The following is a 19,985-nucleotide window of genomic DNA, read 5'->3' as shown; positions in this document are numbered from 1 at the left end:
ATATCCTGCCCTATAGTTGAACAAAAGCAGCCGATCACATTGATCAGCCGCTTCTTTGGCTCTTTGGTATTATTCAACTAACGTTCTCCGTTAATTTAGTAATGTATACCGAACGTGAGATCTTCTGTAATCTGGTTATATAAAAAAGGGAGGAATGATGTCGAGGCGATTCTGCTCCCAGATTCGTTTGAATGAATGTTCTCTTACATTCTCTTTGCTCTGCCATGACTGATCATTTCGGCTTACAATCACATACTTTGCATGTGGTGTCTTTGATTCCATGTAATGAGGGTGGGGGGTGTCTTCAAAGTATGCTGGAAGTCCAACACTTCCAGCATTAACAAAATCATCAATAATACATGTTCTATTAAAAGATTGAATCCAATGATTTATTTCTTGAGTCAGCAATGGCTTTACATAATGAAAAGTCAATGAATCCTTTTGATCTTGAAGCAAGTACCGGTCACAATTCCCCATAATGTTAGTTATATGTATATCAGATATGACAGCCATAGAATTACTTTTATTCAACTGCAATCGCCACTTTCTGTATGTTTATAACCAATGTACGATTCGATTCTGCAGCCGTACTCTATTTGTCAGCCGAAATTCTCGGTCACTCCTCAAGGTCTTCAAGCGCTGGAACTCATGTGACTGACGCGTGTACTCGTAGTAGAAACCTCGGCTGACCGAATCTGCGATGGTCAGTGTAACTTTTGGGTCATTCTTTGACGGGCTATTATGCTTAAACTTCATAGTAAGAGCTTCTCCCTGATGTGTTCTCGACAAACCCATCATACCGAGGCGCTCCTTTTTTTTACAAAGCTCATTTCTTAAGCTCTACAGGATTGTTTAGTTAAATCATATCAGCTCTGAAATAAACATTGGTGTGGCTCCATCCTCTGTTTTAAAGCCAACTTTATTATAGAAATTCACTGCATGAGGATAAGAAATTAATACTTTTGTTTTACACCCTTTATATCTATCAAGCATCATATTCATTAATTCCTTACCTATACCTTTACTCTGATAACTCGGATTAATAAGCATATAATGAAAATATACCGTTAAAACACCATCTGACAAAGCATTTATTAAACCGACAAGCTTTTCTCCTTCCCAAGCTGTAACAATTGAATGAGATCCTCTGATTGCTTGGAAAAGCTCATTTGGATACTTGCCAGACTCCCATTCTACCGAAAGAAATAACTCTTGGAGTGCATCCTTAGTGATATCCTCTATGCTTGAAGCGTAATAAATACTCATCCCTATATCTTCCTTTCATAAAGCTATCTACGGCTTCAATATTACCATTAAAAATATGTATAGAAATGGATTGACTGAAGAAGAATTTGTATTCATTTACATAGAGAACTCATAAAAATACTTTTCTTGCTTAAGCATACTAATCCTGAGGGCTTATAGCGTTAAACTGCCCGTTACCTCAACAAAGACAACCGATCGATAAGACCGGCTGCCTCCTTATTTTTATTCAGCTAATGTTGTCTGTTGAAGTCTTAGTCTTGTCTGATTCCGATTTTAGAAAAACTTAAATTATGAAGTCCGCTCCTGTATTTACCAGGGCAGCGTCTCTCCGGCATAATCAATCAGCGCCAGCCCCTCACTCACATACCCCGGGTCAAGCCGTTTCTCTACAAGCTTCAAGATACTCCATGCGGACTCGTCCGGTGTCAGCTTGCCCGCTGTATCCAGCTTGCCCTGCATATAAGTCTGAACATGGCCGGGATGAATGACCATCACCTTGCCGCCCTTGGGGGCAATCTGGTTGTGGATCAGATGAGACTGCATATTGAGCGCCGCCTTGGACATGCAATAGGCATACCAGGCGTTCCGCCAGCAGCTGCCGATGCTGCCTGCCTCGGAGGAGATATTGACGATGAGCTTATGTTCACTCCGCAAAAGAGGCTGAATCAGCCCGTTCGACATCCTCAGCGCCCCCAGCGCATTCACGCGGAACACCTGATCCATCTCCTCAAAATCCAGCTCGTCCTCAATCGTCGCCTGCATATCTCCCAATATAGCCCCATTATTAATCAGAATATCCAGCCGGCCGGTGACCGCCGCCACAGCTTTCAGCGCATTGCTGACACTGTCGGCGTCGCTGATATCGAGCGGAACAAGCTTTAGCCGTCCCTCATTTAACTCCTCCAGCTGCTTCAATTCACTCCCGGCTCCAGCGCTTCCGGCTCCGGCATATTGTCCGGCAAATACATGATAGCCTTGTCCCAGCAGTCCCTTAACCAAGCTGAGCCCAACTCCACGGTCTGCTCCTGTAACGAATGCCCATTGTATCAACGTTATTTCCTCCTTTCGACTAATCACAAATCCTGTCAGATAAAAGGACGCCGGTCCAGCCACCCTTATTACATTGTAGATGATTAGAATAGAGGCAGATATAATCTAATGGCCGTTGTTTATGGCATAATGACAGATCGTGCTCACCCGTACAGGCTTTGGGATCAAGTATTCCACTCGAATAGATCCAAGAAGGTTTTCCATTTTTACAAAAGCAACTATAACAGAAACAGAATTTTTTAGTATTTTTTCGTTGTTATGAGAATTTTTTAGGGGCAGATTCACGAATGCGGAGAAACATGGACTGAAATCCGCTACTTGACATATGCGGATACTGCAAACAAAGCTTATTATATCCCCTGACAATTTGGAAATGAAGCGGATGCTCCAAGGGAATTCCCAGCTTTGTTCTAATCACTTCACTAACGCCTTGATTACGGATAGCTTCCTGAAGAACAACGGCTTCCTGATCCTTGTTATCATCGAAGAAAAGCGCATTGGAAATAGCGAGAACCAGATATGTCGTCTCCAAGCCCAATTCATTAGCAAGCATAGCGGGTTTAACCAGTCTTTCTGATGGAGAAAGCTTGCGAAGCGGGGAACGCGCAACACGATTAACGGTGTCTGTAAAGTTAGGATTCGAAAAGCGGCCCATCATTTTCTGTATATACTTTTCATGAACTTCGGGATCAAATCCATACTGATGAATTAACAAGCTTCCAGTCTCACGCAGAACCCCTTGAACCCGGGATCTGATACCCGGATCTGACATGGCCTCCTGAATACTGTGATAACCTTCCATGTAACCAAAGTAAGCTGCACTGCAGTGCCCGGTGTTTACGGTAAAAAGCTTGCGCTCGAGGTAAGGATCCAGTGAATCCACATAATGTGCGCCTTTAATTTCGTTATAGTCACCAATCATATCACTGCGGGGAATGACCCATTCACTGAATGGCTCTACTAAAATTTCAAGTGGATCTTTATTTTTTTGAACGGGGACGATCCGGTCAACCATCACATTAGGAAAAGCGACAAAACGATCTGCAAGCTCCTTACAGGAGTGCTTCAAATGCCGGTAAACAGCCTCCTTCAATTGCTGACTGCTTTTCATCCCGTTCTCACAGGCAAACACATGAAGCGGTTTGGATTGCTCACCGTTGCTCAATCTCAGCTCAATTCCCCGCGCAAGCGTACTGGCGATATCTTTTAAAGCCGTTATCCCCACTGCTGTAGTCACGATTTCGGCCTTAGCGATTTCCTTTGCTACCTCTGCAGTGTCCCCCAGATTGACAGCAGTCACGTTATCGACAATATAACTGTCCCTATTCTCATTGGCAAACGTAATAGAATACTGACCCCGCCCTTGCAGCTGGGTTATTTTGTTTGTGTTTCTCCCGACAAAACAAACTCTGTACCCTGAGTTAGACAGCATTGGTCCGATAAACCCTCTGCCAATATTGCCTGCCCCAAAATGAACGGCTCTCAATATGTTGTCCCCCTTGGAATGAATTTAAATTTAAAAGCTAATTTAATTGCGGAAGTAGCTCCGGGAAGTTGCCTGATCAAAATCCAGCTGGCTTAGACATTCTATTTTGGAATACGTGTCATCAAACTCCAGCAATGAGGTAATAGCATTTGGAATAATTACGCAGTTCATCCCAGCTGCTGCCGCTGCCCTCGCTCCATTTGGTGAATCTTCAATGGCAACTGCCTCTTCAGGAGCAATATTAAGATACGCTAAGGTTTGATTATAGAGTTCGGGATCAGGCTTCACGTTTTTAACATGATCAGAAGTCCGGATGCATTCAAAATAATCGCTAATCCCCAGTTGATCCAGATATCTGCCGACCCATTCCATTGATGAGCTTGAAGCTAACCCCATGCGTAGTCCGGCATCCTTGGCAGAATCAAGATAATGCTGAATCCCCGGACGCATCTCTTCGAGCTCCATCAGTTTGCTGTGTCTCAGCTGAACATCCGTTCTAAATTTATCCCGGTCAATATCCAGCTTCAGATCCGTTATGAGATATTCGTAAGGATTGAAGCTGTTCAAACTCGTGCCTATACAGGTTGAATACTTCTCAAGAGTCAATTCCACTCCATGTTCTTCATAGGCTTCACTAAAAGCAGTGTACCAAGCAGTCTCCGTATCGATAATAGTTCCGTCGAAGTCAAAAATAATACCTTTGATCAAATCAATCATCTCCTCAGCTTAATTTGGTCAGAATAGCTCACACAAGAAAGAATAATACGCCACAAAAAGTTTGTTTTGTTTGCGTTTGTCTAGAAAAACCATAACAAAGGCTTTTAGATTACGTCAAGCACGTCAGCTAACATATCACGTAATGATTGCGGTTACATTGATGAAGAGACAAGCCTATAATCAGTGCTGTTTTTTGGATGTACTCTTCGGCTGCCCACTTTGGCAATACAACCCGAATCCTTTGATACACCAGGTTTTTCCGCTCACATTTACAATATTCACCTGTATGGTTAACTCTTTTTTCCTTCCTGCCTTTTTTACGAGCAAAAAAAAAATTCAATCCCTTCAGATTCCAGGGGTTGAATCATTTCGTCTACAACATGCAAGTGTAAGATCTTCAGCAAAGCTTTTTGACTTCTGAAAGCTTCATGGGTATAATACAATTACGCTTAGTTTCCGGTTCTTCAGCCGGAAAGCGGGGGAACCAGTTTATTGGGGCGAATCATTCAATATGAGTGTAGGGTACCATCTTACCCGAGTCCGTCAGCTAACCTCGTCAGCAGTGGATGGGTCTGCCTTATGTACTTTAATTAACCAGAGACCCTTGCTAAGGGTCTCTTTTTATGTTCTTTTGACCCGCCTGCTATTGAAACTGGCTGATATTTGCAGCTTGCCCCAAAGATTCGTTGACAACAGGAACATTATGGTCCCCCGTTAGAATAGTCAGATAATCTCCTGCTCTTAATATTAAATCGCCGTAAGGAATCATATCCTGTGAACCGCGTTTGACCGAAACAATCAGGCATTGGGCTGGCCATGAGAACTCTTTGATAGAGAGACCATCAAGGAGAGCGCCGTGATGAATGGGAATTTCCAGAATAATTTTTGACGAAGATTCCGAAGATTCAGGTGAGCGTGTTCCTCTGCCCTGGTGCAGGAAACGCTCAAGAAGCACCTCGTAAACAGGATAAGAGCGGAATAACTCTGCTGTCATGTATGCCGCCAGACAAACCACGCCAGTGGAGAGTAGATTGGTAAATGAGCCTGTCATTTCGGTAATTAGAATAATTCCTGTGATCGGAGCTTTTAAGCTGGCAGTGAGCAATCCGGCCATGGCCAAGATCAGAAAACTGCTTTCACTAAGTACAGGCGCCCCAATCAGACCATTCATCAGTTTGCTGTATATTACACCGATTAATGCGCCAATGACCAGCATCGGCAGGAATATACCGCCAGGAGCAGACGACCCGTAGCTAAACATAGTGAATAATAATTTGACTGCCAGGATAATGAGCAGAAACTTTATTTGAAATGCACCGGCTACCAGATCATTTACCAGATTGTTCCCGCCTCCAAGAACCGAAGGCAGACATAACCCAAGAATGCCAGCCATCACAAAAGGAATGACCGGTCTGTAATGAGCAGGAAGCCACGTTATTTTTCGGTACAAATCCTGAAAGGCATATATGCCTTTATTAAACCCGATTCCTGCTGCACCTACGATAAGCCCCAACAGGATCAAGTGGAAATACTGATTAAGCGGAATCGTGCTAATACTGGAAAAGTGAAACACCGGATTCAGTCCAAAAAACTCTTTCGATACAAAATCGGCCATAAGTGAGGAAGCCAGCGCGGCAATCATGACCAGAGGAGAAAAGTTCATATGCACTTCCTCTAATGCAAATATCACGCCCGCAATAGGTGCATTAAATGCCGCGGCCAGTCCTGCGCTTGCTCCACAGGTAATCAGCATATGCTCTTCCGTTTTTGTTTTTCGTAATAACCTGCTGAAGCCTTGGGCCACCAATGCGCCAATCTGAATGGAAGGCCCTTCTCTTCCGAGAGATAATCCCGCGCCAATACTAACGGCTCCTCCAATGAATTTGGCGCATACCGCTTTCCACCAGTTCACCTCTAGCTTGTTCTGTAGTACAGCTTTAACTTGAGGAATCCCGCTGCCAGAAATCGCAGGCTGTTTTTTTACAAGCATACCCGTTGCCCATCCGGATACAATCAGTACGATAAACCACAAAGGTACGATCCATAAATGATTAAGCTGATAACGATAAAAAATAAGCACCTGTTCCAATACATACTCCAGGACAAACCGGAAAAACACGACGACTACACCAGATAACACGCCTACAGCTATTCCGCCGACCAGCAGCCGGAACTTAAAATCAAACCAGATGTTCAGCGATTTCCGGGTATCATTTTCATTCAATTGCAGGACCTTCTTCGCTAATTTTTTGACACGGTTACTATCTTACAGCTTTCATAAAGACTTTTCCATCACATTATCCCCGGTCAATTTCATTTTCTTCACCAGCGGTTTGATGGACAGCCCTTGAACCAGAAGGGAAAACAGGACAATACTGAAGGTTAAGACCAGAATATCCTCCCGGCCATCAAAAGATGCAGGCAGACTTAGTGCGAGTGCAATGGAGAGACTTCCCTTTAATCCGCCCCAGTTCAATACAACTTTCCAAGAGGCCGGGAAATTCTTCAGAAAGCTAAGACTGGCATACAATGCGAGAGTCCGTCCTGCCAGCACAATAAGAATCGAAGCTATAATAAGCAGCCATTTATCGGTAAAATTAATATTTCTGATCTCAAGTCCAATCATCAGGAAGATCAATGAGTTAGCTACCAGGGTGATGACATCCCAAAATGAATTGATATTTACCTTAGTAGTCTCTGACATGCCTATCCGCGAACCGTAATTCCCAAAGATCAGTCCACTTACAGCAACAGCAATAACTCCGGATACATGAAAATGTTCTGCTATAAAGTAGCTCCCGAAAAACAGCAGCATGGAGAAGCCGATCTCCAACGGATAATCATCATACAAACGAATTAATTGCGAGAATAAATAGCCCATTACCGTACCGATAAGGATACCGCCTAAAGAAAATTTCAGAAACAGCAAAATACCGCTGCCAACCCCTGCCCAGCCCATTTCCATATAAGACAGCAGGTACACCGAAGATATTTGAAATAGTACTACAGCAATTCCATCATTAAAAAGCGATTCTCCTTCTATGATCGTAACAATGTTCTTCGGGACACCCAAAGATTTAAAAATTGAAATCACACTAATGGGGTCTGTCGCGCTCATCAGTGCAGCAAAAGTAAAGGAAACAATAAGCGGAAGGCCAAGTCCCCAATAAACAGCCAGGCCGATGATGAGAAATGACAGCAGGGTTCCTCCAAAAGCCAAGGCCAGCACCGGCTTATGTTGTTCCCGGAGATGAGCGAAAGGAAGCTTTAAGGTGGCATCACCCAGGAGGATCGGCAAGAATAAGGAGATGATTATGGCCTGAAACACATGCGATTGGGTGATAAATACCTCTGCTTCCACCAAAACAGGAACATGCAAAAATCCCAGCAGAAGCCCTACCACTACAAGCGCGATGGAATAGGGCTGATTCAATTTTTTTGCAACTGCAATGACCGCCATGGATATGGCAAGCAGAATTAAAATCTGAATAAACACATCATTAAAATGGTTCATATTACACCCCTTATCTTATTTTTTTCAGTTTCGCTCCTGTATCAGCCAGCCTAATCCGCCCGCTTTTCAAAGAATTTGATCAGCATATACAGCAGTACCAGATGATAGATTAGCCCAATACCGAAGTGAATGCTCCCTGAAACGATTCCAGCCGTTTCAATATCCATGAAAACTTGTGCTGTCCAGTAAGAAGGAAGCCAAACCCCAAGAAGCTTCCAAGTAACGAACCTTATTCATCCCCCGTTCCCCCTGACGATATTCTTGAGAACATGAAATTCGTAGGAACGTTTGGCCCACATATACGCTGCAACGTTCCAGATTATGAGTATAACAATAGAAAACAAATAATCACCCGGCGGTACCATCTTGAAGCTGCCTTGTAACAGGCTTAACAGCCGGTCAGGACAATCTCGGTCGGGTGATGGCTATCGTCAGCACTCCGATGATCTTCGGCCCCATCCTGGGACCTGTAATCGGCGGCTTTATTGTTCAAGGAGCGTCCTGGTACTGGATTTTCTTCATCAACGTGTTCGTTGTTGTCCTTGCTGCGCCGCTGATGATGAAAAAGATCCCTGACTTCGAGCCCTTCAACAAAGAAAGTAAACTCGATCTGTTCGGGATCATTGTTTTGTCTTCTATGAGTGCAGCCCTGATCTACGGTATTACAAAAGCAGCCGATCACGCCTCCTTTAACAACCGAGAAACGATCCTTTGGGCCGGCATTGGCCTTGCTTTGGCTGTTATCTATCTGGCCTATAACCGGATCAGAAGAAATCAGACGGTACTGCCCCTAAACTTATTCACCCACACAAGCTTCACGGCCTCCAGCATCGGCTTGTTCCTGGCCAACATTGCCATCATGGGTCCTATGCTCATCCTCCCCCTGTTCTGCTTCTCTCCCTTTTTAATTTGAGTCTGCCGGAAGATCCCGATTGGTCATGCCTTCATTACCGCTTTGGAATTTCCCTGGGGATGTTCCCGTAAATTGCTTGAACTGCCGGCAGAAATGCTCCACATTATGATACCCGCAATGGAAGGCGACTTCAGCAATGCTCAAGGTATTGTGGAGCAGGTATTCTTTTGCCAAACGGATTCTGCTGTTAATCACATCTTCGATACATGAGATGCCAAAGGTCTTTTTATATATACTCTGTAAATAACCTGCGCTGAGCTGCAGCGATTGAGCCATTTTTGAAACCGTCCAATGATCCCCCGGATTAGTCTGAATAGCGGTGCGAAGCTTTAACAGATTGTAGTACTGGGCCTGGAACCCTTCATGATGATAAGACTCCAGCAGTTTATTAAAAAGCGTGCGCAATAAGCAATCGACGGATGAATCCTTATAATCCCTGTTGAAGTTATGTTCAACGATCAGGAGTTCAAAAAGCTTGCTGCAGTACTCGGGATCATCGAGTGCAAACGGAACACCGAACGGCAGTGCCGCTTTTGAAATATAAGTCTCATCGGAAGAAAAACGAAGCCAGTCATTAACGTACTGCCCCCCGCAAGCCCGGTAATAAATTTTCTGGTGCGCCTCATACAGGATCGCACTGTGCGCAGGGTATTCCTTCATGTGCCCGTTGACCCAGAATTGGGCAGGTGTCTTGGTGATCACCAGCAGCCAGCACGGATGGCCCTGGGGAATATCGAATACAAAATTGCTCTCATGCGTTGCATCCGTCTCAATGTAGTGAATCTGGTTCATCCGGCCCTCTCCTTCCGCCCCTGCCTGCCAGTCAACCTTCCGGTATTCTATATAATAGATTCCGCCTCCGGCAAAAACAACCGCTAACGAAGCAAATCATGCCCTATCTAATAATAGATCAATAACCAGTGAGGATAGGTCATTGTTCGCAGGAAAATGAACCTTTATCATAAACCCATAGTTGTGTAAGCGTTAACAAAGAGTAAAACCGTTTTGTTGAACGCGCAAAATAGACACAAGGGGTGGATTGGATGCCTGGTCCCAAATACAGTACGGGAAGCAGATCAGTAAGCAAATTTCTTTATATCCTGCCATTTATGATTTTACTGGCCGTCTTTGCCTATTATCCGCTTTACGGATGGGTCTATGCCTTTTTCGACTATATGCCGCCTATTCCTTTGTCCAAATCGCCTTTTGTCGGCTTCAGATGGTTTCATTACCTGGTAGAAAATCAAGTCAAAATTGATCAGCTGCTGCAGGTGGTCAAAAATACGTTCGGTATAAGCGGATTAAGCATCCTGTTCTCCTGGCTCCCCATGATCTTTGCTATCTTCCTGACCGAAATAAAGGCGGTCCGGTTCCGGAAATTTATCCAGACCGTTACCACCCTTCCCAACTTCATCAGCTGGGTATTGGTCTACTCTTTAGCCTTTACCATGTTTTCGAGTGAAGGCATCGTCAACGGCTTTTTGCACCAGCTCGGGCTTGCAGATTCGCCTATACTCTTCCTTCAGAGCTCAGAGCATGTCTGGATCACTCAATGGGTCTGGATCACCTGGAAAACACTGGGCTGGTCAGCTATCCTGTACATTGCCGCCATTATGGGGATTGATGAATCTCTCTACGAAGCAGCCTATGTTGACGGGGCAACGAGAATGCAGGTAATCAGGCACGTGGTGCTGCCTAGCATGCTGCCAACCTATTTCGTGCTTCTGATGCTTCAGATTGCAAGCTTCCTTAATAATGGCCTGGAGCAATATTTTGTGTTCCAGAATGCGTTTAACAAGGAGAGTATCCAGGTTCTTGACCTCTACGTGTACAACCTGGCCATGGGAGGCGGCAGCTACTCCGTTTCTGTTGCCATCAGCATGCTCAAGAGCCTGATTAGTGTAGTGCTTCTCTTTTCCGTAAACGGACTTTCAAAATTACTGAGAGGAGAGGGCATTGTATGAGCAGCATGGAAGCGGAACCGGCAACAAAGAGCAGACGTCGCTTTTCCAGGAAAAGCAGAATGCAGGTCAGCACCGCTGACAAACTGATCTCCATTACCATTTACGTGCTGTTCTCTCTGTTCACCTTCATTTGTATTTATCCCTTTTATTCCATCATCATCAATACGATCAGCGCAAACGATCTTAGCGCCAAAGGGGAGATCATCTTCCTTCCGAAGCAGATTCATTTTCAGAATTATATTGATGTGTTCAAGATTCCCGGCTTATGGAATGCCTTTGTCATTTCATTAGGAAGAACGGTCATTGGCACCCTGCTGACAGTGGGCGCTTCTGCATTTCTGGGCTTCATGTTCTCCCAAGAGGACATGTGGGGCAGAAAGTTCTGGTACCGCTTCACGATCATCACCATGTTCTTCAATGCCGGGATTATTCCCTGGTATCTGACCATGCGGTCGCTGCACCTCACCAACAATTTTCTGGCATACATTCTGCCTACTATCGTCGCCCCCTTTTTCATCATTCTGGTAAAAACCTTTGTGGAATCCACGCCGAAGGAACTGCAGCAGGCGGCCAGTATTGACGGAGCCGGAACGATGACGATCTTTTTCAAAATTATTCTGCCGATCAGTAAGCCTATTCTGGCGACTGTCGCTATCTTCTCGGCAGTGAACCAGTGGAATTCCTTTCAGGATACGCTGCTGCTGGTTACGGACAGCAAGCTGTACAGCCTGCAGTTTATTCTCTACAACTACATTAATCAGGCGAGCTCTCTGTCCACCATGGTTAACCTGCAAAATGCCGGATCAACGGCAATGGCGAGCCTAGCAACCAAGCAGACCACTACGTCGATCCGCATGACGGTTACGATCATCGTTGTAGCGCCCATTCTTCTGGTCTATCCGTTTTTTCAGAGATTTTTCGTGAAAGGAATTATAATCGGGGCTGTGAAAGGCTAAGGCCAATCGGGGCGCCGTTATAATACAAGATTACTACTTCAGGGGGTTTGTATATGAGGAAAAAGAGCAAACTGCACAGCAAGACTGTATTTGCGCTCGCAGCCTGTATGCTTCTGGGAACAACAGCTTTGAGCGGATGCGGCGGGAATTCAGGCAATTCTGGGGCAGCAAACGCAACCGATTCTGCGAATCCGGCAAACCAGTCGGCAGACCCGGGGAACGGAACCGATCATAGCAAACCGCTTACCATCACCGTGTTTAACAATGCGGCCAATTATCAGGGAGAGCAGACGGGCTGGTATGGCAAGCTGATCAAGGACAAATTCAATATCACACTGAATATTCTCTCCCCACAGGTTGCTGGCGATCAGCTCTACAAAACAAGATCGGCATCCGGGGATCTCGGTGATCTGCTGATTATTGACAACAGTCAGCTGGAGGAGCTGATTCCTGCCGGACTTATTATGGATATTACCGACAAGGTCAAGAATACGCAGTACCTGTCCAAATATGTAGACCAGCATTTTCAGCCTTTTAATGCGGCCTTTGACAAAGTGAATCCGGACGGTAAAATATACGGCTTGCCGACCTTTGTAGCCGATACCTCGCCGACCACCTTCTCGGAGGAAATCCCTTATTCCAGCCCGCTCATGCCCTGGGATTATTATAAGGGGATCGGGGCGCCCAAGCTGAACAATCTGACTGACCTTTTGGATGCGCTGCAGCTTATGCATGAGAAATATCCGGCTACGGCTGACGGAAAACCTATTTCTCCTATTACGCTATGGAAGGATTGGGATAACGGGAGCATGGAAAACGTCCGCTGGCTGAGTAACTGGTACGGCTATGAGCAGCCGGACGGAACCTCAACCATACAGCTGAATGCCAAAGGCGACATCGTTCCGCTCATTGATGATAACAGCATGTATAAGAAAATCCTCCAGTTTTATTTTGATGCCAACCAGAGAGGGCTTGTCGATCCGGATTCACCAACCCAGGACTGGAACAAGGTGTCCGAGAAATTGACCAATAAACAGGTGCTCCTGTTATGGTATTCATGGCAGAGAGGGTTCTACAACACGCCCCAAAGAGGCGCGCAGGGTGACGGAAATGTGGCTATTCCAATCAGCGACACCCATATTATTCAGAATAGTGATGCTTATTTCGGCAACGGACGCGTCTTTGCCATCGGCTCCAAAGCCAAAAATCCGGACCGCATTATGGAATTCATGGACTGGATGTCTTCGCCGGAAGGGTTGCGCTACTACACCAATGGTATGGAAGGATTCAATTATGAAAAAACCGCGGACGGTAAATTTAAGCTGACTGAAGTCGGCCAGACCGCCTTCCAGGATAATACCCCTGTTCCCGACGAGTACGGCGGCGGCGGCTATCAGGATGGACAAAGCAAAATCAACAGCATGATTATCGGTGATTTTTCGGTAGATCCCGATACCGGCGAATTCTACAACAAGGACTACTGGAACGCAACAATAGAGGCTAATAAAACTACACTTACAACCGAATGGCAGAGTATGTTCAATGCCGTTAACCCGACTGATTATTATCAGAAAAATAACATGATTGATATTGTCCCCAATATCAATACGAGCCTCGGCACCGACTCTTCCGACATCAAGAATAAACGGAGCCAGATTTCCGATTATGTAAAGGATACCTCCTGGAAAATGATTTTCGCCAAAAATCAAACGGAATTCGACCAGCTGTGGACCAAGCTGAAATCGGATGTGAACGGTCTCGGCTGGACGGATGTGGTCGCTGCAGATACAGTGAAGGCCGAAAAAATCGTGAAATTGCGCGCAGAGGCAATGGCCAATAAATAAGCAGTAAACAAAGCAGGGCAGTGACTCTCCCGTTAACGGGAAATCACTGCCCTGTCTTCTTGCTTCATTAAAAGAGACGTTTAGCCAGCTGGTACAATCCGCTTTTCCAGACAGGCCAATCGTGATCGCCCTGCTCCTCCACCCAGATATGCGGTACAGCATGCTGCGACAGGTACGCGTGTGTCCGGTCGCTGACATGCTTCAGCGAATCCAGATTCCCGCACGATATCCATAGCAGGCGAAGCATTTCCGTCGTCCGCTTTGGCTCTGGAACCAGTATCTCAGGCAGCCTGGTGTTCGGTGCAGGAGAGAACGCCCCGATCCAGGCGAACTTGTCCAGATTGCCAAGCCCGATATTTAAGGCCTGCCCGCCGCCCATGGATAATCCGGCAATGGCCCGGTGCAGCCGGTCCGTCCGGACCGGATAATTCGCTTCAATATAAGGGATAAGGTCCTGGAACAGCTCCGTCTCAAACGTCTCGAACGCCCGGATCTTCTCTTGATCAAAAATATCCCCCTCTGCCCGGTCATTCCACATGGCCCGGCCATTGGGAAAAACGACGATCATGGGCCGAAGCAGCTGGTCAGCATACAGATTATCAAGAATGGTCTGAGGCATTCCATGCGTGTACCACTCATTCTCATCTCCGCCGATTCCGTGCAGCAGATAAAGCACACTGTATTCCTGATCAGCTGAATATCCGGGCGGCGTATACACCCTGGCTTGCCGGTTACGGCCTACCGTTCCGGAAGGGTATTCAATCATCTTCATTATTCCCCGGGCAATAGCTTCCCGCTCGGTGTCAAATCCAGCCGGCGCCTCTGACACTTCAAAATCCTGGATATTTCTATTCATTGCTGCTCTCTCCTTTATTCAGCATAGATTATTCTATTCCAGGGCAATCGAAGCCAGGCTGGCACTTCCATTACCGGTAAACGTGAAATACAGGGCCTGTTGTCCGTCAGGAATGCTGATTTCCGAGGCATATTCTGTCCAGACGTTGGTGAAGCCTACGGCAATATGCCCAAGGGCCGGTCCATCCCATGCTGTTTTCACTTCAAACACGCCCTGGCAATAGCCCCGCACCTTGATCCGGACCTTTTGAACTCCCCGGCAATCAAAATACTTAAACCCTGCTGTAGCCGAGTCCGTCATGTTGGCAATATAACCGTTTTCCTCATCGCCGTCGCGGCCGTCTTGTGTAATTTTCGGGAACCGGCTGTCCATCCAGGCCCCGGAACGGCCAAAGCCGCCGGTATACATTTCTTCAGACTTACAGAATAAGTGGCATGCCAAATATGCCGGATATTCCCCTCTACCTTCAAACGGCCCCCGGTTAGGACCACAGGATGTCATTTCAACCTGGGGAATCGTTCCGTCTTCGAGGAAATGGATGGGCTCAAGGCAGCCCTGCCGGGAAAACGCCGTTCCATTGGTATGCCGGTGGTAAAAGATGTACCAGGCCCCATCGACTTCTACGATGCTGCCGTGGTTATTACCGCCGTAATACATCGGTTTGGCAGCCGGCTTGTATGTACCGATATGAAGATCGCAGTTGCTTACGATTACTCCCTGGTACTCGAAGTTCTTCGTAGGATGTTTGCTGGTCGCATAACACAGCTCATGCATGACAGCCGAGGAATAGATGAGATAATAGGTATCTCCTCTCTTGCGGATGGAAGGCGCCTCGAAGAACGCATGGCCTTCAAAACCGCTACCGGTACTGTAGGGCTCACTCGGCGCGACAAATACAGGCTCTTCCCGGATAGTAAGCATATCGGGACCTAATACAGTAGCCATGGCCCCGCTTCTGGACTTATCTCCCGGTGCGCAAAACCCGGTATATAAATAGGTCAGTTCTCCTTCTGTGAGTACACCGGGATCGAACTGGGGCTCATCGCCCTCCCGTTCTCCGAGACGTGTCCCGTCGGCATATTTCACATGACCGTAGAAACTGAAAGTGCCGCAGGGCGTATCGCATACAGCCACAGAGACGATGGGGAGCTTATCAAGCACGTAGTACAGATAATACCGCCCGTCTGGACCGACAGTAACATCGGGGGCATACAGGCACATGCTTCCCTCCGGATTGAGCGGGTCATCCGTGGAATGATAGATTACCCCTTCATACCTCCAGTCGGACAGATCCTCAGCCGGCGCAGACCAGCTGACATAATCATTCAAGCAAAACACATGTCCGTTAAACCGGTCATGCGAGCCGTAAATATACACCCGGCCGTCAAATACATAAGGCTCACCGTCAGGGATGTATTCCCATGAAGGAAGGTATGGATTCATTCCTTGTTTTTTTGCCAACGTCATTTCACCCTTTTAACAGAAGATATTAATAGACAATTCGATTATAGGTACACGGGAGGATTGAAGTCCATGACCTAAACAAACCTATAGTTGACCTATCCTCATATTCTTATAGTCAAAGAAAAAGCCGCCGAAAAATCCGGCAGCCTGAACAGTAAAGATATAAGCGGCTTCCCTGTCGTCAGCCCTTTACACCGCCGACCATCATGCCCTTGACGAAATATTTCTGCAGGAACGGATAGACCATAATGATCGGCACCGAAGCGACAATCGTCATCGTGGCCCGGATCGACAACGGCGTAACCGCACCCTGCTGCGAACCGTTCGCTCCGTTGATCATGCCGTCCATGCTGGAGGTACCCGCGGTGGCCGTGGAATTTTGCAGAATCTTCTGCAGCTCGTACTGCAGTGTACTCAGGTTGATCTTCGACGAATTGTACAGGAACACGTCAAACCATGAATTCCACTGATAAACCCCCGAGAATAAGGCTACGGTTGCCAGTACAGGCATGGTTAGCGGAAGCACGATACTGATGAAGGTTTTAAAATCGCCGGCACCGTCAATTTTTCCTGACTCTAGGATGCTCTCGGGCAAATTTTCAATAAAAGAGCGGATAATGATCAGATTAAATACACCGATAAGGCCCGGCAGGATGTAGACCCAGAAGCTGCCGACGAGATTCATATCGCGCATCAGAAGGTAGTTTGGAATCAATCCGCCGTTAAAGTACATTGTCAGAATAAAGGCAATTGTAATGAATTTGCGCAGCACATAATCCTGCCGGCTGATGGTGTACGCCACCATGGCTGAACCCAGTACCGTAACAACTGTACCAATCACTGTGCGCAATATAGAAATCAGGGTGGCATGGAAAATGGTAGCTTCTTTAAATACATACTGATAATTATCCAAGGTTAAGGCCCGCGGGAACAGGTATATCCCGCCCTTGATCGAATCCTGCGCATCATTTAAAGAAACAGCAAGTATATTAATGAACGGATAGAGTGTAACGATCATCAGCAGAATCATAAAGATAAAGTTGCAAATCTCGAATACTCTATCGCCCCTGGATGTCCGAATCCGGTTTCTTTTCTCCACTTCGATTCCCTCCTTCTTCGTCTAGAACAGCCTGGACTCGCCAGCGCGTTTGGCAACGGAATTCGCCACGAACAGCAGAACAAAGCTGACGATCGTCTTAAACATGCCGGCTGCGATGGAAAGAGAGAAATTGCTTTGGGCAATCCCGTATTTCAGCACGAAAATATCAATATTCTCCGAATAGTCTACATTCATGCCGTTCCCCAGCAAATATTGCGGTTCGAATCCCGATTCCAGCAGATAGCCGATGTTCATTATAAGCAGTACGACGACAACACTTTTAATGCCCGGCAGCGTGATGTAGAACATCCGCTTGAACCGTCCTGCACCATCCATTTCTGCGGCTTCATACTGCGCCGGATCGATGGTGGTCATGGCCGCCAGATACACAATCGTATTCCAGCCGATATCCTTCCAGACCGAGCTTGCCCCGAAGATTCCCCAGAAAAAATGCGGAATTCCGAGAAACAAAAATTCCTGCCCCTTGTCAATGAACCCTGCCCAGATCAGCAGCTGATTGATAATACCATCCGGAGACAAGGTGGTTTGAATGATGCTTGCCGCCACCACCCAGGAAATAAAATGGGGTAAATAGCTGACCGTCTGTACGATGCGCTTAAAGGCAACCTGACGGATTTCATTCAGCAGCAAGGCCAGCACGATAGCGGTTAAAAAACCCAAAATAAGATTAATCGAACTCATGGCGAGCGTATTGCGAAGCACCCGGAGGAACCGTTCGTCACCAAACAAAAATTTGAAGTGCGAAAAACCGATCCATTTCTGATCCCAGAAGCCGAGCGCCGGCCGGTAGTCCTGGAAAGCGATTGTCCAGCCCCAGAGCGGCAGGTATTTAAATATAAACAGCCAGATCAAAAAAGGAACCGACATAAACACGAGCACCCGCTGCTTCACCAGTTTGCTCAGAAACAGCCGAAGGCCTGCAGGCTTCTGGTCAGTCTTTATTTCAGGCGTTGCCAGTATTGTTTTTGTATTCATCTCATTATCTCCTCCAGCCCCTATGCGGATTACCGAGGAAAAAGGGCAGCCGGCCGCCCTATTCACGCCAAGCCCCGGCCGCCCTTCATCTCCTTTACTTGCTTGCGTTGCCCATATTGACCTTCTTCTTCACTTGCTCGGTAGTCCATTTTTCATATCCTGCAGTGTCCAGCTTGCCCCATTCCTTCTGGAAATCGTTCCAGATGGAATCGAATTTATCCGGGGAGGACAGAACCAGCTTCGGATAATATTTTTTGGTCAGCTCATCTTTATTGGTCTCCCACATCAATTCCGGTGAGTTCTGCTCCTTTACAAAGCCCCATGCCGGATACCATGGACGATCAATCGGCTCGGCGAACATTTGGGTATAGGTCTGGGCGTCATATTTGGCCAAAATTTCTTTATCCTTTTCGGTAAGGCTCATCTGGAATACTTCCGGCTGATAACCTACGCCTTTGGCATTGCCGTCAGAGAGCGTCGAGTTGCCGCCATAGCTTGGCCAGTTCCAGCTGTAATACTTAAAGCCGAATTTCTCGTTAAAGGCCTCGTCGATTTTTTTGATCTGTTCCTGGGTCCGGTAGTAGCGGCCTTCTTCATTGACTTCATAGGTTTCGCCTTTGATACCCCAGGAGGTAAGGATTTGATTTTCTTCCTTCAACATATTGTCAAAATACTGGATGATCCGTTCGGGATTTTTGGCGCTGACGGTAATACCGACTCCGCGGTTGGTAACCAGGCCGCCAGGACCGTCAACATAAGCATCGGATATACTTTCGTCAAAGGTAACCGGCAGCGGGAAGTAGTTGTAGCCGTCGAGCGACGGGTCCTTCCGGGCCGCATCCTTCAGCACATTCAGCGCGGTCTGCACCTGCCAGCGGTAATCGAAGAACCCGAGCACCTTATGCGAGGTCAGCTTGGCAATATATTGATCGTAGTTATCGACGAAGGACGCTTTATCAAACATCCCCTTCGAATTAAGCTTATTCAGAGCCTGCAGCCATCGTTTGGCGCCGTCTGACCCGGAGTAGGTTGTGGCCTCGAGTGTAGCCGGGTCCACCATCACGTTGCCGTCATTCGGGTATCCCAGCAGATGCATCGGCGGGTTGGCGGTGGCAAAAAATCTCCAGTCATGGGTAAGCGACACCATCCCGGTCAATCCTTCATCCTTATGCTTAGCTGCATAATTCTCAATCAATTCCATGTACTGGTCCAGCGTCTTAATCTTTGGATATCCCGCTTCTTCCAGCACCCGGCGCTGTACCCAGAACGCGGCTGTGGGCTCGGGGTCAGGTACAAAATCGCCGACCTGGGCTGACATCGGCAGGAAATACAATTTGCCGTCTGCGGAACGCATCTGGTCAAGGTCGTCGCCGTAAACGCGCTTGATGTTCGGTCCGTACTTCTCGATCAGATCGTCGAGCGGAATAAAAGCGCCGGCGTTCAATACCTCTTCAATAGCCGCATCGGGAATCAGTACATCCGGATATTCGTTAGCGGCAATCATGGTTCCGATCTTGGTATTCAGGTCGCCGACGAGAAACTCCAGTTTAAAGTTGACGCCTGTCTGATCCTCCAGCATTTTGCCGATTGTCGTCTCGTTAGTGTTGCCGTCCTTCGAGCCGGCAACGCCGTTAAAGATCGTATAAGTAACCTTGTCCTTTTTGACTTCCTCACTGCCGGCATTCGCACTGTTCGTTGAATCGGGCTTGCTGTTTGTTTCTGTACCGGCGTTGTTCCCGTTATTTCCGGAACAAGCTGTTGCCAAAGAAGACAATAGAAGCATTGCAAGACTAAGACGAAGCATTTTTATTGTTTTCAAAGTCTTTCCCCCTCGTTATCAATTCCTTGCTTTTTCATTAT

Annotated in this window: 16 protein-coding genes, 1 pseudogene and 1 riboswitch; of the genes and pseudogenes, 4 read left to right on the top strand and 13 right to left on the bottom strand. The window is 46.8% G+C overall.

The window, feature by feature from the left end; all coding sequences use genetic code 11:
• Positions 1-135: 135 nt before the first annotated feature.
• The 7 genes from M2108_RS22215 to M2108_RS22185 all read right to left on the bottom strand — a co-directional run bounded on the left by M2108_RS22215 (position 136) and on the right by M2108_RS22185 (position 8,033).
• Positions 136-531 carry a hypothetical protein gene (locus tag M2108_RS22215; protein WP_277471534.1) on the bottom strand — a complete coding sequence of 132 codons (396 nt, stop codon included), beginning with the start codon at positions 529-531 and terminating at the stop codon, positions 136-138.
• Positions 532-861: 330 nt separating this feature from the next.
• Positions 862-1,266: a GNAT family N-acetyltransferase gene (locus M2108_RS22210; RefSeq protein ID WP_277471533.1), complete on the bottom strand. Its 405-nt coding sequence runs from the start codon at positions 1,264-1,266 to the stop codon at positions 862-864.
• Between the two features lie 309 nt (positions 1,267-1,575).
• A complete protein-coding gene (locus M2108_RS22205; RefSeq protein WP_277471532.1) occupies positions 1,576-2,316 on the bottom strand; it encodes an SDR family NAD(P)-dependent oxidoreductase in 741 nt (246 codons plus the stop codon).
• Between the two features lie 256 nt (positions 2,317-2,572).
• A complete protein-coding gene (locus M2108_RS22200; RefSeq protein WP_277471531.1) occupies positions 2,573-3,802 on the bottom strand; it encodes a mannitol-1-phosphate 5-dehydrogenase in 1,230 nt (409 codons plus the stop codon).
• Positions 3,803-3,844: 42 nt separating this feature from the next.
• Positions 3,845-4,510, bottom strand: a complete 666-nt coding sequence (locus M2108_RS22195; RefSeq protein ID WP_277471530.1) for an HAD family hydrolase — start codon at positions 4,508-4,510, stop codon at positions 3,845-3,847.
• A gap of 445 nt (positions 4,511-4,955) precedes the next feature.
• A riboswitch (cyclic di-AMP (ydaO/yuaA leader) is annotated at positions 4,956-5,094 on the top strand.
• 68 nt (positions 5,095-5,162) lie between these two features.
• Positions 5,163-6,743 (bottom strand): ClC family H(+)/Cl(-) exchange transporter, encoded by a 1,581-nt coding sequence (locus M2108_RS22190; RefSeq protein WP_277471529.1) that lies wholly within the window; start codon positions 6,741-6,743, stop codon positions 5,163-5,165.
• A 51-nt stretch (positions 6,744-6,794) separates the two neighbouring features.
• On the bottom strand, positions 6,795-8,033 hold the full coding sequence (locus M2108_RS22185; RefSeq protein ID WP_277471528.1) for a cation:proton antiporter: 1,239 nt from the start codon (positions 8,031-8,033) through the stop codon (positions 6,795-6,797).
• 391 nt (positions 8,034-8,424) lie between these two features.
• On the opposite strand from M2108_RS22185, the pseudogene M2108_RS22180 reads away from it, so the two are divergent.
• Positions 8,425-8,922: pseudogene (locus M2108_RS22180) on the top strand (MFS transporter); the annotation flags it as partial.
• Between the two features lie 15 nt (positions 8,923-8,937).
• Here M2108_RS22180 and M2108_RS22175 read toward each other — a convergent pair.
• A complete protein-coding gene (locus tag M2108_RS22175; protein WP_277471527.1) occupies positions 8,938-9,738 on the bottom strand; it encodes a helix-turn-helix transcriptional regulator in 801 nt (266 codons plus the stop codon).
• Positions 9,739-9,989: 251 nt separating this feature from the next.
• On the opposite strand from M2108_RS22175, the gene M2108_RS22170 reads away from it, so the two are divergent.
• Genes M2108_RS22170 through M2108_RS22160 form a run of 3 tightly spaced genes read left to right on the top strand, consistent with a single transcriptional unit; the run spans position 9,990 to position 13,710 of the window.
• Positions 9,990-10,910: an ABC transporter permease subunit gene (locus M2108_RS22170; RefSeq protein ID WP_280768207.1), complete on the top strand. Its 921-nt coding sequence runs from the start codon at positions 9,990-9,992 to the stop codon at positions 10,908-10,910.
• Positions 10,907-11,866 carry a carbohydrate ABC transporter permease gene (locus M2108_RS22165; RefSeq protein WP_277471525.1) on the top strand — a complete coding sequence of 320 codons (960 nt, stop codon included), beginning with the start codon at positions 10,907-10,909 and terminating at the stop codon, positions 11,864-11,866. The genes M2108_RS22170 and M2108_RS22165 overlap by 4 nt, the downstream gene beginning before the upstream one ends.
• Positions 11,867-11,919: 53 nt before the next feature.
• The gene (locus tag M2108_RS22160) at positions 11,920-13,710 is read left to right on the top strand and encodes a type 2 periplasmic-binding domain-containing protein (RefSeq protein ID WP_277471524.1); all 1,791 of its coding nucleotides are present in this window, start codon (positions 11,920-11,922) and stop codon (positions 13,708-13,710) included.
• Between the two features lie 67 nt (positions 13,711-13,777).
• Here M2108_RS22160 and M2108_RS22155 read toward each other — a convergent pair whose 3' ends face one another.
• The 5 genes from M2108_RS22155 to M2108_RS22135 all read right to left on the bottom strand — a co-directional run bounded on the left by M2108_RS22155 (position 13,778) and on the right by M2108_RS22135 (position 19,929).
• Positions 13,778-14,566 (bottom strand): alpha/beta hydrolase, encoded by a 789-nt coding sequence (locus M2108_RS22155; RefSeq protein WP_277471523.1) that lies wholly within the window; start codon positions 14,564-14,566, stop codon positions 13,778-13,780.
• A gap of 33 nt (positions 14,567-14,599) precedes the next feature.
• Positions 14,600-16,033, bottom strand: a complete 1,434-nt coding sequence (locus tag M2108_RS22150) for a family 43 glycosylhydrolase (RefSeq protein ID WP_277471522.1) — start codon at positions 16,031-16,033, stop codon at positions 14,600-14,602.
• 178 nt (positions 16,034-16,211) lie between these two features.
• Positions 16,212-17,129, bottom strand: coding sequence for a carbohydrate ABC transporter permease (locus M2108_RS22145; protein ID WP_415841092.1), 918 nt, complete (start codon positions 17,127-17,129; stop codon positions 16,212-16,214).
• 21 nt (positions 17,130-17,150) lie between these two features.
• Positions 17,151-18,125: an ABC transporter permease gene (locus tag M2108_RS22140; RefSeq protein ID WP_277471521.1), complete on the bottom strand. Its 975-nt coding sequence runs from the start codon at positions 18,123-18,125 to the stop codon at positions 17,151-17,153.
• 94 nt (positions 18,126-18,219) lie between these two features.
• On the bottom strand, positions 18,220-19,929 hold the full coding sequence (locus tag M2108_RS22135; RefSeq protein ID WP_277471556.1) for a type 2 periplasmic-binding domain-containing protein: 1,710 nt from the start codon (positions 19,927-19,929) through the stop codon (positions 18,220-18,222).
• Between the last annotated feature and the right edge of the window lie 56 nt (positions 19,930-19,985).

Source organism: Paenibacillus sp. PastM-3 (assembly GCF_029893965.1).
GTDB lineage: Bacteria > Bacillota > Bacilli > Paenibacillales > Paenibacillaceae > Paenibacillus_AQ.
This window is presented reverse-complemented; position numbering and strand designations above follow the sequence as displayed.

Bases quoted from the DNA above. Each gene is read 5' to 3' on its own strand.
- M2108_RS22210 (WP_277471533.1), bottom strand. From the start codon at position 1,266: ATGAGTATTTATTACGCTTCAAGCATAGAGGATATCACTAAGGATGCA.
- M2108_RS22185 (WP_277471528.1), bottom strand. From the start codon at position 8,033: ATGAACCATTTTAATGATGTGTTTATTCAGATTTTAATTCTGCTTGCC.
- M2108_RS22175 (WP_277471527.1), bottom strand. From the start codon at position 9,738: ATGAACCAGATTCACTACATTGAGACGGATGCAACGCATGAGAGCAAT.
- M2108_RS22170 (WP_280768207.1), top strand. From the start codon at position 9,990: ATGCCTGGTCCCAAATACAGTACGGGAAGCAGATCAGTAAGCAAATTT.
- M2108_RS22165 (WP_277471525.1), top strand. From the start codon at position 10,907: ATGAGCAGCATGGAAGCGGAACCGGCAACAAAGAGCAGACGTCGCTTT.
- M2108_RS22160 (WP_277471524.1), top strand. From the start codon at position 11,920: ATGAGGAAAAAGAGCAAACTGCACAGCAAGACTGTATTTGCGCTCGCA.
- M2108_RS22155 (WP_277471523.1), bottom strand. From the start codon at position 14,566: ATGAATAGAAATATCCAGGATTTTGAAGTGTCAGAGGCGCCGGCTGGA.
- M2108_RS22150 (WP_277471522.1), bottom strand. From the start codon at position 16,033: ATGACGTTGGCAAAAAAACAAGGAATGAATCCATACCTTCCTTCATGG.
- M2108_RS22140 (WP_277471521.1), bottom strand. From the start codon at position 18,125: ATGAATACAAAAACAATACTGGCAACGCCTGAAATAAAGACTGACCAG.
- M2108_RS22135 (WP_277471556.1), bottom strand. From the start codon at position 19,929: ATGCTTCGTCTTAGTCTTGCAATGCTTCTATTGTCTTCTTTGGCAACA.